11 protein-coding genes are annotated in these 13,435 nt (G+C 58.1%); 6 read left to right on the top strand and 5 right to left on the bottom strand.

All coding sequences use genetic code 11. The features are described 5' to 3' along the window. Positions 1-2 precede the first annotated feature (2 nt). Positions 3-845 carry a CheR family methyltransferase gene (locus WH303_RS14450; protein ID WP_339519323.1) on the top strand — a complete coding sequence of 281 codons (843 nt, stop codon included), beginning with the start codon at positions 3-5 and terminating at the stop codon, positions 843-845. A 71-nt stretch (positions 846-916) separates the two neighbouring features. Next, positions 917-2,047 carry a hybrid sensor histidine kinase/response regulator gene (locus WH303_RS14445; protein ID WP_339519322.1) on the top strand — a complete coding sequence of 377 codons (1,131 nt, stop codon included), beginning with the start codon at positions 917-919 and terminating at the stop codon, positions 2,045-2,047. Between the two features lie 171 nt (positions 2,048-2,218). Here the strand turns inward: WH303_RS14445 and WH303_RS14440 are convergent, their stop codons facing one another. After that, positions 2,219-2,590: a response regulator gene (locus WH303_RS14440; protein ID WP_021027374.1), complete on the bottom strand. Its 372-nt coding sequence runs from the start codon at positions 2,588-2,590 to the stop codon at positions 2,219-2,221. A gap of 499 nt (positions 2,591-3,089) precedes the next feature. On the opposite strand from WH303_RS14440, the gene WH303_RS14435 reads away from it, so the two are divergent. After that, positions 3,090-3,722 (top strand): response regulator, encoded by a 633-nt coding sequence (locus WH303_RS14435; protein WP_182323988.1) that lies wholly within the window; start codon positions 3,090-3,092, stop codon positions 3,720-3,722. Between the two features lie 426 nt (positions 3,723-4,148). Beyond that, positions 4,149-5,072, top strand: coding sequence for a pyridoxal-phosphate dependent enzyme (locus tag WH303_RS14430; RefSeq protein WP_339519318.1), 924 nt, complete (start codon positions 4,149-4,151; stop codon positions 5,070-5,072). 156 nt (positions 5,073-5,228) lie between these two features. Here the strand turns inward: WH303_RS14430 and WH303_RS14425 are convergent, their stop codons facing one another. The 3 genes from WH303_RS14425 to WH303_RS14415 form a co-directional block, all read right to left on the bottom strand. Further along, on the bottom strand, positions 5,229-5,534 hold the full coding sequence (locus WH303_RS14425) for a hypothetical protein (protein WP_339519317.1): 306 nt from the start codon (positions 5,532-5,534) through the stop codon (positions 5,229-5,231). Between the two features lie 78 nt (positions 5,535-5,612). Then, positions 5,613-6,035, bottom strand: coding sequence for a hypothetical protein (locus WH303_RS14420; protein ID WP_339519315.1), 423 nt, complete (start codon positions 6,033-6,035; stop codon positions 5,613-5,615). A 350-nt stretch (positions 6,036-6,385) separates the two neighbouring features. After that, positions 6,386-7,573: a DUF7933 domain-containing protein gene (locus WH303_RS14415; protein WP_339519314.1), complete on the bottom strand. Its 1,188-nt coding sequence runs from the start codon at positions 7,571-7,573 to the stop codon at positions 6,386-6,388. A 1,989-nt stretch (positions 7,574-9,562) separates the two neighbouring features. Here WH303_RS14415 and WH303_RS14410 point away from each other — a divergent pair. Then, positions 9,563-11,419 carry an Ig-like domain-containing protein gene (locus WH303_RS14410; RefSeq protein WP_339519313.1) on the top strand — a complete coding sequence of 619 codons (1,857 nt, stop codon included), beginning with the start codon at positions 9,563-9,565 and terminating at the stop codon, positions 11,417-11,419. 247 nt (positions 11,420-11,666) lie between these two features. On the opposite strand, the gene WH303_RS14405 is transcribed toward WH303_RS14410, so the two are convergent. Beyond that, positions 11,667-12,113, bottom strand: a complete 447-nt coding sequence (locus tag WH303_RS14405; protein ID WP_339519312.1) for a hypothetical protein — start codon at positions 12,111-12,113, stop codon at positions 11,667-11,669. A gap of 337 nt (positions 12,114-12,450) precedes the next feature. Here WH303_RS14405 and WH303_RS14400 point away from each other — a divergent pair, with 337 nt between their 5' ends. Further along, positions 12,451-13,374: a hypothetical protein gene (locus tag WH303_RS14400; protein ID WP_339519311.1), complete on the top strand. Its 924-nt coding sequence runs from the start codon at positions 12,451-12,453 to the stop codon at positions 13,372-13,374. The last annotated feature ends 61 nt before the right edge of the window (positions 13,375-13,435 follow it).

Below are 13,435 nucleotides of genomic sequence, written 5' to 3'. Positions count from 1 at the left end.
CCATGCCGTTACGCAAAAAGGCCGAGATTGCCGAGATTGAGCAGCGCCTGCTGCTCGACGGTATTTATTACCGTTACCACTATGATTTTCGCGGTTACGCGCAGGGATCGATCAAGCGCGGGCTGGAGGCGGCGCTTGCCTCCTTTGGCTGCAAAACCCTGTCGCAACTGCAGGACAGGATCATGCACGACCCCTCGGCATTTACCGCGCTGTTGGGCTACCTGACGGTACAGGTCAGCGACATGTTCCGCGACCCGGGGTATTTTGCGGCGTTGCGCCGCGAGGTGGTGCCGCTCTTGCGCACCTACCCCTCGCTCAAGATCTGGGTGGCCGGCTGCAGCACGGGCGAAGAGGTCTACTCGCTGGCTATCCTGCTGCAGGAAGAAGGCCTGCTGGAGCGCAGCCTGATCTATGCCACCGATATCAACTCGCAGGCGCTGCGCGTGGCCGAACAAGGCATTTTTGGCATTGAGCGGGCCGAGTCGTTCTCCGCGAATTATTTGAAAGCGGGCGGCAAACGCTCGCTGGCCGATTACTACACCGCCCATTACGGCCATATTGTGCTGGACAAGGAGCTGCGCAAGAACGTGGTATTTGCCGACCACAGCCTGGCGACCGACAGCGTATTTGCCGAGATGCATTTGATATCGTGCCGGAATGTGCTGATTTATTTTGATGCCAACTTGCAAAACCGCGCGCTGGATCTTTTCCGGCAGTCATTATGCCATCGCGGTTTTTTGGGTTTGGGCATGAAAGAATCGCTGCGATTTTCGAACCAGGCGCCCGCATTTGAAGATGTGGCGGTGGTGGAAAAGATATACCAGAAAAAACCCAGCATTGATTAGTTTGACCATACCCGCCCCGCAGATGGCGTGCCGCCGCATGCCATGGGTCCTAGCTTTTGACTTGTAGCGCCATGAAGACCATAGACGGCATCAAATGCCTGATTGTTGATGACATTCCGCAGAACCTGGTCGCCCTGGAAGCGCTGCTCCAGCGCGAGGGTGTGCAGTTTCTCAAAGCCCACTCGGCGCGCGAGGCGCTGGAGCTGCTGCTGCAGCACAACGATGTGGCGCTGGCCCTCTTGGATGTGCAGATGCCGGAGATGAACGGCTTTGACCTGGCCGCGCTGATCCGGGGCAGTGAGCGCACGCGCCATATTCCGCTGATCTTCATGACTGCGGGCACACATGAGCAGAACTGGCAGTTCCAGGGCTATGAGAGCGGCGCGGTGGATTTTCTGTACAAGCCCATCGACCCGGACATGCTCACAGCCAAGGTGAACATCTTTTTTGAGCTGCACCGCCGCAAGCAGGAGCTGGCCCAGCAATTGCAAGAGCGCACCGAGGCGCTGCGCGTCAACGAGATGTTCATGGCCGTGCTCAGCCACGACCTGCGCAACCCCTTGCAGACCATCAAAATGAGCGCCAGCTTGCTCAAGCGCCAGACCGATGCGAGCAAGAACGAAGAGCTGGCCGAGCGCCTGCTGGGCAACAGCCAGCGCATGGCCCGCATGGTGGACGATTTGCTCGATGTGACCCGCATCCGCCAGGCCGGCGGCCTGCGCCTGAGCCTGGCTGACATGGACCTGGCCCCCCTGTGCGCAGCGGCGGTGGAAGACGCCCGCCAGTGCAGCGCCGAGCGCGTGCTGCACTACCAGGCCCAGGGTGACACCCAGGGCCGCTGGGACAGCGAGCGCCTGGCCCAGGTGGTGAGCAATATCCTGGGCAATGCCGTCAAGCACGGCGCGGCCGATGCGCCGATCCGCGTGACGCTGGATGGCAGCCAGCCGGCCGAGGTGCTGCTGGCCATCGAGAACGCCGGGACCATTCCGCCGGCCTTGCTGCCCGATCTGTTCAAGCCCTTTCGGGGCGGCGAGCGCCAGCCGGGTCAAAGCGAGGGCCTGGGCCTGGGGCTCTATATTGCCCAGCAGATTGCCCAGGCGCATGGTGGGTCCATTCAGGTGCAATCGGCCGAGGGCCAGACCCGCTTTGAGATCCGGCTGCCGCGCCAGCCGCTGGCGCAGGGCCGGCAGGCGGTGCTGTAAGGACCTGTTCAAGGTTTACTGACCGGCTCATCCACCCCAGCGCTGCGCTGCTGCGCGCTATAGTTTTTATGGATCGGACTGGCCGGCGGCTGCGCCAGCCCATAAGCAAAAGGACGGCAAAGCCGTCCTTTTTTGCATCAGCGCACGAGGGCACTGGGGGTGCTGAAGTGCTTATTGCAGCGTGGCGCTGGCGCGCTGTGCCTCGATCTGGCCGAGCAGGTTTTCGAGCTCTTCAATCTCAAAAGGCTTGAGCAAGGTGCGCACATTGGGGCCCCACTGCGCCGGGTAGTGGCCCAGGTCGTAGCCGGTGCACAGCACAATCCAGCGCAGCGGCGCTTGCTTGAGCAGCGCCTGGGCCAGGTCGGTGCCCGATTGCCCCGGCAGGCTGACATCGGTCACCACCAGGTCAAACGGCGCCTGGGCATCGAGCTGCAGCGCATCTTCGGCATTGGCGCAGCAGGTGATGCTGCGGCCCGGCCCTTCCATGAGGCAGCCGATGGTCTCGCGCAGCTCTGCATTGTCTTCTATATAGACTATTTTCATTGCAAATCCAATAATAAAAGATTATTGCAATAAAACTATTGCAACCTGAGATTTGCACCAAGGAATTTATCCTTGTAGGACATTTTCTTTTTATGCCGATGGAATATACCACATGGTGCCAGCGGGGGAAATTCCCATGCTAGATGGCGAGGTCAAAAAATCGGTTTCAGCGTTTTGTAGTCCTACACTGACAGTGTCCGTTTGCGCGCACCCACAAGGCATTTGCAAACCATGGTTAAACTAAGGCTCTAGCCATTGAGGCTGTTGAAAAAGGTATTAAACCGACCATTGAGGCAGGTCAATACCAAGTATCAAATTTATAATTTAGCAATACGGCTCTGGATATTATCGCAGCGAATAATATATTTATGGTCTGCATGATTTTGATAATCATGGCCGCTTGTGCCGTGACCTGTGGTTATCCGATCCGGTTGTGCAGTTTCAAAAAAGACCGCGAGCCAGTCAGCCAGAGCTGCACTGCCGCTACCAAGGAAGACCAATGATCAACGTAGGACTTGTCGATGACCACGCCATCGTTCGCTCCGGCCTGAAGCAATTTCTCGCGGATTTTGTAGATATCCGCGTCGTGGGAGAAGCCTCCAATGGCCGCGAAGCCATTGACCTGGTGCGCAATGAATCGATTGACGTGCTGGTGATGGACCTGTCGATGCCCGGCCAAAGCGGTATCGATGCGCTGACCATGCTGCGCGCCAAGGAGCCCGATATGGGCATCCTGATCCTGAGCGGCTACCCGGCCGAGCACTATGCGATCAACCTGATCCGCCAAGGGGTGAACGGCTACCTGAACAAGGAATGCGACCCGAGCGAGATTGTGGAAGCGATTCGCACCATCTCGCTGGGCAAGCGCTACCTGACTCCTATGGTCGCCAACCTGCTGGCCCAGCAGCTGGGCCGCAAGGACGATGCCCCGCCGCACGAGCACCTGTCCGAGCGCGAGTTCCAGGTGTTCCTCAAACTCGCCCAGGGCGAAACCGCCAGCAATGTGGCCGAGCAGCTGTCGCTGAGCGTCAAGACGGTGAGCACCTACCGCACCCGCTTGATGGAGAAGATGACCTTGAGCTCCAACAGCGACCTGACCTACTATGCATTGAAGAACGGCCTGATCAGCTGATCGCCCGCCTCCCCACAAGCCACACGCCACCTTCGGGTGGCGTTTGCTTTGGCGGGGCACGTGGTGTGCGGCAGCGGCCAGGCGCTAACGGCAACCTGGGGCGCAAGAGATCGCCCTCCCCTCACCCGCAGCCCGCTGTTTTTCTGAGCACTGCGCCGCACCATGCCCTTGTCGCCCACCATCGAGCGCTTGGCCACCATGCGCTGATTTGCCGCCTACACTGTGGGCCTGCTGCCGGCGCTGGCTGTGCGGTTGCGGCCTTGTTGCCCGCCCAATTCCGCGCCACTGGCATCTCCATTACCGACTACTTGGCCGCGCCCGCGCTATGCGATGAGGCGGCTAAGGTGGCTGAGGCAATTGCACCGGCTCGGCCGCCCCATCGGCACGCAGCGCCCAGGCACTATTCAGAACGCAAGGACATCCACCATGGCCATCCATATCGAAACCCCGACCATCGCATCGCGCGCGCTGTCGCTGCGCACCGGCAAGAGCGTGCGCCTGAAGCTGGAGACCTTGCAGCCCAGCGGCTCGTTTAAGACGCGTGGCATCGGCCACGCCTGCGAGGTCTACCGTTCGCGCGGCGCCAAGCGCTTTATCTCCTCGTCGGGCGGCAATGCCGGCTATGCGGTGGCCTATGCCGGCCGCATGCTGCAGATGCCGGTGACGGTGGTGGTGCCGGCGACCACATCGCAGCGCGCCCAGGACCTGATCCGCTCCGAAGGGGCTGAGGTGATCGTGCACGGCGCATCGTGGATGGAGGCCCATGCCCATGCCCAGCAGCTGATGACGGCCAGCGATGCCTTTTTGCACCCCTTTGATGACTCCTTGCTCTGGACCGGTCACGCCACGATGATCGATGAGCTGGCGCGGCAAGGCGAGCGGCCCGATCTGGTGGTTTGCTCGGTGGGGGGCGGTGGCCTGCTATGCGGTGTGGTCGAAGGTCTGCAGCGCAATGGCTGGGGGGCCGTGCCGGTCCTTGCCGCCGAGACCGCAGGCGCCGATTCGTTGGCCCGGGCAATGCAAGCCGGCGCGCCCACCTTGCTGCCCGGCATCACCTCGATTGCCACATCGCTGGGCGCACGCCAGGTCTGCGACCGCGCATGGGCGCTGACCCGGGAGCACCGCATCGAGAGCGTGGTGGTACCCGATGCCGCCGCGGTGGCCGCCTGCGAAGAGCTGCTGCTGGAACATCGCATGCTGGTGGAGCCCGCCTGCGGCGCATCGGTGGCGGCGCTGCACAGCGCGTCGCCGCTGCTGCAGCAAGCCCAGTCCGTCGTGGTCATCCTCTGCGGCGGCGTTGGCATTACCGCGCGCCAGCTCGCCCAGTGGAGCGCCGAGTTGGCGAGCTGATACGCGGTAACTGAAATCATGCTGACATGGTGCTGCTGACAAGCCATGGGGTCAGCAGATCCATCGCTGGGGAAGGTCTGCAACACCACGGCATTCAGATCGGCCTGTCAGCTCGATGCCGATTTGCCTGCCATTACGCAGCTTAGCCGCCAGATTTCAAGCCGCATTGACGGCTTTTGGCCAGTATGGTGCACCTGCAGGCGCACCCATGCCTGCCCCCCCTTCAAACTCCTGCAAACCAACCACAGATTGACCAGCGCCAACATTGTCTGCAGCTTGTTGTCGTGTCTTGGCAATGCCCGGGTAGCGCAGCTTGTTGACTCCAAACTGCTGCTTAATCACCCGAAACGGGTACCCCACTTTGGCACGCATGCTGGCTTTGGTTTGCTCGTATTTCTCTTTCAACAGTCTCAGCGGAGTGCCTACAGCGAGCTGCTTGCGCAGGCCTTTGTGCATGGCCATGTGCCAGCCCCGTTGCCGGTTGGAAATTTTCAGAGTTTCCCAAGCGCAACAATATGCTTCGACTTGGTATTCAACATTTCATTTTTTCCTGAATCCAAACAAAATAGTTACCCCAAGGATGAGCGAAAGTGTAGCAATCATCCAATGATTCAATGCAGGCACGCGTTTTATCATCGGCTGTGTGTTAATTGAAGCCTCATAGGGAATGGCATTATTTGCCGATTCCGGATCTGCAGTTGCACTCCCTGCAGTGATCGTTGCTGTAATGGAGCCCATAGCAGGAGCCACAAAGCTAACGTCGCAAGAGATTGCGCTGGATGCAGTGAGTGGCGTCGCAGTGGGGACGGCGGGTGTACAGCTCGTCGTTGCACCTGCTGGAAGTCCAGAAATTCCACATGTTGCAGAGTCTGCTGCACTGGGTCCTGCATTCAGGCAAGTCATGCTGCCAGCAACTGCCTGCCCAGCAGTGACATTAGCAGGCAGCGAAGAACTTGCTTGCATATCGGCAGTGGGCGTGATCACTGCGTTATAGGAGACTGCATTGTTGGCAGGAAGTGGATCTGCAGTTGCGCTGCCCGCCGTGATCGTTGCTGTAATGGAGCCCGTGGCAGGAGCCACAAAGCCAACGTCGCAAGAGATCGCGCTGGATGCAGTGAGTGGCGTCGCAGTGGGGACGGCGGGTGTACAGCTCGTCGTTGCACCCGCTGGAAGTCCAGAAATTCCACATGTTGCAGAGTCTGCTGCACTGGGTCCTGCATTCAGGCAAGTCATGCTGCCAGCAACTGCCTGCCCAGCAGTGACATTCGCAGGCAGCGAAGAACTTGCTTGCATGTCGGCAGCGGGCGTGACTTCTAGATGATTCGATGTATCTGGAAGTGGGGGGTAATAAATTCGTGCAAGCTAATATTATTCTCGTTATTCTGATAAATGCCAGCAGCAGAGGCCATCACGGGCACTGTTATTGTGCATGATGCCATCCCATTAGACAAGCTGCTGGTAACAGAAATGACATTAGCCCCTATTGGCGCTGAAACATGTGTCGAAGCTGCGAGGCAGCTAGTAGTCGGAACTCCTGAAACCGTGAGGCCTGGGGAGAGTGCATCCGTAAAACTCCAAGCTTCCTTTGCCAGCAGATCACTGGTATTCGTGATCGTGAAGACTATGTTGGTGGAATTACCCATCGCTACCGATGGCGGATCAAATGCCTTGTCAAGTTGAGGAGTGGCATCCAAAATTTTTGGATTATCGAATGCGAAATCATTGCCATTTCCAGATCCCTGCGCATTCCGGATTATACACCCAACTGATCTTCCGGAAAATTTAAATGCTGCGGGAGAATTCATAGTTCCTGCAACTGCAGTACCAGCAACATTACCTCCTAGTGCGCTCACTGGCACTCTGGAACCATTAGCGCAGACATCCACAGCATCAGGTGAAATATTTTCCTCTACACCATCCTGATCAACAAATGAAAAGCGCAATAATGGACGCCCTGATTGACAGTTAAGTGCAGCCGTATCTATTGAAGTCAATAGGAATCGTTTGCTCGCAACCAAGGGGATATTACCTTCTGTTCTGAGAATTATCAAGTCAGGACCGGGATCCCCAGTCGTAAATGCAGTCACTGCATAATTGTTGCGCGAAGTTGTATTTATGTCTTGGCCTCTCAAAATCCCTAGCGCTTGACTCAGCTGCTGGGAGAAGTTCCAACTGCCTTTGTGACCTGCACAGGCAGCTATTCCTACTGTTGAGTTAGGATTTTGATGGTATGCAGCCAAAATTCCATTGCACATTTTCGATGGACTGGTCCAAGGCGGGTCTGCCGTGTAAGCCTGGTTGGCAGGATTCAAGCCTGTATAGCCAAGCAAATCAGTGACATCCGACGTTAGCGTCGGGGTTGGTAAATTTTGAAAATCCTCACTCCATACCACCAACGGATCAGCTGGCACGCCTGGAGCTGCCAAAGCGGAATGATTACAAATGCAACCAGCCAAAATCAAAAGAGGTGAAATAATAAATTTAATGTGATTTCTTATCATACAATCCTCTCATGTTTTTCAGAAAATAATACGAAGCCCATTTAGCGCAGTCTGTACACCCGCTATAGCGCAAAGAAAATTTCTTGATTGAAGATGGCACTTTTAAATGAAGTAATTATATGAATTCATGGGCATTTATCCTTGGCTACCTCAAATTTGAAGTGCAACACCTGAGCCTCAGGTGATTTGCACCCCAGGTGCTTTGCCGCAGGTCATTTGCACAGATGACCTACCGACACATGCACCTGCAGCCAGAAGATCGTCTCTCAAGATCAAGCCATCTTTTCTGGCAAGATGAAGGTCCCGTATTGGCGTAACAGGAATCCATTAAGTGGATCAATATTTCCACTGACGTTCTTATCAAAATAATCACGGCTGGGATACAGACCTGGGTTCCTGGAAAAAATCCAGCATGATTTCTTGAGAAAAGCCGCAGTGCGCGTATGCCACCATCAATGCAAACAGGCAATGGCGATCTGATTTTCCAGCCATCAGATTTCTCTTTCATCTATCCGCAGCAACTTTAAGCATGGCATACCACCTCCTTTGCTCATGTGCCCAACGGCTGCGAGCGGTGGCGCTCCAAGCCCAATGGGTTTTTTGATGTACATTCTGGCGAGAACTTTTCATGGTTTTTTATCGACCCTCTGATCAAAAATTTAAACCTATTTTCAATCAACGTCAAACACTCAATAATTATTGACTATGAGCATTAGTCGATTAAAAACTTAGATACTGACATTGAATTTTCAATATGGATTTATAAATACTTAATCAGGTGATCGACTCAAACGAATTCTGAGATAAATTGATGCTGTTGCACAAATTCTCATTGCCCTGATGCATACTTAGTCGCAGTGGGCATATACGCGCAATTTCAGCTACATCTGGCAAACATTAAGAGCGCTTTTAGAAATGAAGGTTTACTGATCCCAGCATTTACTAACACCGCGAACTACCCAAAAATCGCGATAGATACTCTCAAAACATAACTGCCATCTGGCTACAGTTAGCTGAGTTTGCAACGTCCCTGTTAGCACGCTTAGGCCATAGATAGAACCTCAGCCCTTGTTAGCCTGATATGCGTATCAAGCGGTGACGATTTTTGTTCTCTTGCCGGTGCACGGATGGTTGAAACGCGCGCCTTTTTGCCATTCGCCAGCCTTGGGAATGCAAAGCCATCGGCCCACCTATCCGGGCTAGCTGGCGCACCTCGGACGTGCATAGGGCCGCTTATTGAGCCGTTCAGGATGCGTTTGATGCCACTGCTTCATGGCCTGCATGGGCCTTTTGCTTGGACTGCCCTTGGCCAGGTAGCCGAAATCAGCCTATCTAGGGACTGCCCCCTGGCTTTGGGCAGTCCAGGCGGGTACTGGCACCGGTCGCTGGATGACTATGCGCGGTATACCTCGGAGCGCTTTCCAGACATGGCCGGCCGAGCCGATTTCTTTGTGCAGCAGGCCAAAAAACCTGTGCCAAGTGCCCAGCGCATCGGCGGCAGGGTTCAATGCACGCTTGGAGGCCTTTGTGGTGTGGATGCATGGCAATCCCCAGGCATCGGCGCGGCGTTGAAGGGGCCTGCGGTGGGCGGCGTCTGCCCCCCTGCGCTGCCTTGGCGCAAGGCAGATAGATGACCGCTGGGCAGCACGATCTACACCACCCCGCTAAATTGTAAACTTTGTCAGTAAATGTTATTTTTGTTCTACAATCCATCGCTTCGAATCTCCCTCGCGCTCCACAGCATCGCCCGCTGACGGCAAGCCCACCCCAGGCCATGGATCTCCTCAACCGCCCCCTGCTCCCTGCCAGCGGGGCGTATCCACGGATCTAAAGCCCGAACCACCGCGACTCGCCTTCTGATGTGCGAGGGAAATGACTCGTCCCGAAAAAAGACAAAGACGATTCATACCGAAGATTTTGTTTTCTACATTATTCACAAGGTCTATGACAAAAACTTCTGCGGCTTTGACCCTTGCCTGCCTGGCTGGAATGAGCGCCTGGAATGCCCAGGCCAGTGAGCTGACGCTTTATATCTCTGAACCCGTCCGCAATGCGGATCTCAATGCAGCGGTGCCCGAAGGCGCTCTGCCTTGGTCCGACGCTTACAAGCAGTCGTACACCATCGAAACATTCAACGGCGAGACCCTGGGCACTAAAACGTCCGGCAACTGGGCCATCGGAACGTACGAGGTGGGCGTTGGAGGCAATACCAATGTGGCCGCTGCCAATGTGTATGGCGGCGCAGGCACCGACACGGTAATGGGCAGTGGTGGTTCCAACTTTCTCAATGCAGGGACAAGCGGCACACCGGTTGGCGTCACGGTGACCTTGACCAACCCTGCGCGCTATGTCGGCTTCTGGTGGTCCGCAGGCTCCAACGGCAACAACGTGGAGTTGCTCGATGAGAACGACAACGTGCTGACGGCGATGACCACCGACGATCTGATGGCGTTTTTGAACTCGCCCTCCAATCTCACGATGAAGGCCTTGGACCAGAACATCAGCTACAGCCGAGCGCAGTACAACGGCAATCCCTTTATTGAGGGGAACAACGCTGAGCCCTATGTGTATCTGAACTATGTGCTCAAGGACACTACCGCTTTCGGCTCCACCACCATCAAGAAGATACGCTTCTGGGGCGCCGGCTTTGAGCTGGACAACATCGCAGTGCGCGAAGAAAAGCTGCCAGGACTGCCTGCAGAAACGGAACTGCCCCAAACCTGGGTGCCCACCAAGATCACCAATACTTTTGAGGATCCGCCAGCTACGGCCAACGATACGGGTACTACGCGGATCAACACGCCTTCGGCCTCATTGGATCTGACGGACAACGATCCCCATGTGCCGGAGGGCAGCTCGGTCACCGCACAGACCACGTCGGCCAACGGCGGAACGATTGCGGCTGATCCGGCAAATCCTGGGAAGTTTATCTACACGCCTGCCATTGGCTTCGTGGGCGTCGATACCTTTAGCTACGACGTTTGCTTGCCTGCACCCAACCAGACCAAGTCCGCAACGGCTGTGGTCACGATGACGGTGACGGCGCCCGATATGGCCATCGACCTGTCCGGACTGCCGGCCACCGCGACGGTGAGCGTGCCTTACCAAGGGCAATTGCGCTGCAGCAACCTGGGCGATGCCGATGCATTGTCTGCGACGGCTTGCACCACCGGCCCGCTGCCAGAAGGGCTCAGCATCCAGGCTTGCACCGTAAGCCCCGACAGCACGGCCTGGACTGCAGGAAACCCCATCGCGCAAGGCGCGGTCGTCACTTGTGAGGTGGCCGGCACACCCGCCAATGTGAAGAAGACGACGACAACGACGGGCAGCACCGGCACGACGGGAGACCGCGACTTGCGCAACAACACGGCGACCCGGGACATCACCGTGGTGGGCGCTGCGGATGTTGTGATCGATCTGAGCGGATTGCCATCGAAGGGAACGGTCGGCACGCCCTACCAAGGCAGCTACCGCTGCAGTAACCGGGGCAGTGCAGACCAGACGGACGCAAGCTGCGCCGTCTCCGGCCTGCCTGCCGGCATCACCCAAGGGCTTGGCGCTTGCACCATCGTCACGCCCGCTGCCCCGGCTGCCACCAGCTGGACATCGCCCTCCGCCATCCCAGAAGGAGCTGTGGTCACCTGTGTGGTCGAGGGCAAGCCAACGGATGTGGGATCGTCTGCCGTCAGCGCTTCGGGCGTTGACAGCAAGCTGAGCCACGAGATCACGATTCGCGCGGTCCCCGTGCCCACTGCGGTTCCGTCGCTGTCCACCTGGGCGCTGCTGGTACTTGCCGCAGGCCTGGCCATGCTCGGCATGGGGCGTACACGCAAGCACAGTACCTGATCGCTGATCGGCCTTCAAACCGGTGCCAGTCAGTGCCATGCTGACTGGCATTTTTTTGGCCGTGTTGGTGGTGCTTGTCCAGACTTTCGTATGCGGAGTCACGCGGCGAAGACGGGCTTTGCTGAATGCGTGTACGGTTTTCCCGTTACGCCCGGAAGCCTGGAGGCCTGGCCGTCTGCAGCCTTCGGCTGGTACACAGCCTGTACACGGTGCTGTAGCAGGTGAAGGCATCGGCAGTACCCGATGCCTATCCAATAGGCCACTGCACTGGCACGACCTCGGGCGCGGAAGCCGCGAACACACTGACGCAGCCGTTGCCCGTTACCACCAGCCATTCGCGCTGGTGGTAATGTCGCTGTTGCAGTGCGACTTCTTCATCCAACCAGCCGCCCTGCTGCACTTCCAGCACCGGGTAGCCGCGCACCAAGCCATTCAAACTCCAGTACCTCTGCAAGTCCAGCTCACCGAGATAGCGGAACGCGGAGACATCGGCGAAGGAGATATCCAAACCGTCGACCATGTCTTGCGGGCCAAGCCCGAGCGCCAGGCGCAGGCTTAGCCCCTGGGATGAAAAGCGCAGACTCTCCACGTCAGAGTTGGGATGTATCTCACGGGGTTTGCCGTAGGGAAGCGTCGTCAATCGCATAGGAGGTGGTTCGGTGAGGATCTCAAATGACGCTGCCAAGGCGTCCATGCATTGCACCAAGAAAATACGGTCATGGCTCGGCGTAAGCTCTTATTGATACCCGCGTATCTTTTAGATACATTTGCTGCCAAGGCACCACCGCCAAGAAAGCACAAGCTATGAAGATGTTTTACGCCCAAAAAACTGGCTCCTTGGGCCGCATGCATGGGGTGCTGCTGGCAGCAGGTCTACTCTCCGTTGCAGCCGTATCGGCCGAGGCACAGACGGTGGATTTTTCTGCACCAGGGGTGCACAGCTATACCGTCCCCACCGGCGTGCATGCGCTCGATGTGGTCTTGGCGGGGGCGGGGGTGGCAGTGGCACCGGCATTGAGATGGCCATGGGGATGGCTGGGTTTGACGGCAGCTTCCCAGGAGGCAGCGGCGGCAATGGCGCGCAGCTCAGCACCCGGGTGGCGGTATCTCCCGGCGATGTGCTGAGCATTACCGTGGCGCAAGGCGGCGGCGCGGGGGTTGACCGCCAGACGATGCTGGATCCGGCAGAAGGCGGCCTGGGCGGCCAGGGCGCGGGCAGCGGTGGGCGCAGTGCTGATGGCGCCATCGGCCAAAGCCCCGCCATCGATCCCATTTACACCGCAGGCGGTGGTGGCGGTGCGTCTGCACTGGAAATACCGGGCCGCTTGTACCTGCGGGCCGGCGGCGGCGGGGGTGGCAGCAGCGCGGCCTATGGCCAGTCGCTGCGCGATGTGGGTGTATTGGGCCTGGCCGCGCCTCTGGCACTCAACAACACCGCAGACTGCAGCACGCCGGCAGATGGGGGCCAGGGCCTGGCCTCGGCAGATGGGATGTCAGGCGGGGGCTCCACCATCGCCACCGGCGCTGGCGGCGGCGGTGGCTATATGAACGGTGCCGGGGCCGGGGGCGCCTCTGGCGCAGGAACCATGTCGGACAACGGCAACTGGTGGTGGGTGCATGCCACCAAACCCAGCAGCGCCACCGGCGGCGGCAGCTGCTATTACGCAGCCGCTGCGGCCTACACAATCAGCAACACGCAACTGGCAGTCGGCGCGCTTGGCGCGGTGGTGGATCCGGCGTCCTTGCCAAGCTTTCCGCCCGGAGAGAATCTGCAGGGGCTGCCGGGTGCCAATGGCTGGGCGCGTATCACCCCCATTGTCACCACCACCCCGAATGTACCCATTTCCAGCGCCACACCGGTTCCCAGCTTGGGGTGGCATGCACTCGCTCTGCTCGCCATGGGCATTGCAGCTATTGCCTGCGTGCGGCGCCCCCGGCGCAAGCTGCTTGGATGATCAAGGTCCCGGGGCCGGCCATGGCGCGCCCACCCCGCCATGCTGGCGGTAGCGGGGCTGC

It is taken from the genome of Comamonas sp. MYb69 (assembly GCF_037479315.1).
In the GTDB taxonomy this organism is placed as follows: Bacteria; Pseudomonadota; Gammaproteobacteria; order Burkholderiales; family Burkholderiaceae_C; genus Comamonas.
Note: the sequence above shows the minus strand (reverse complement) of the source record. Positions and strands in the feature narration are given on the sequence as shown.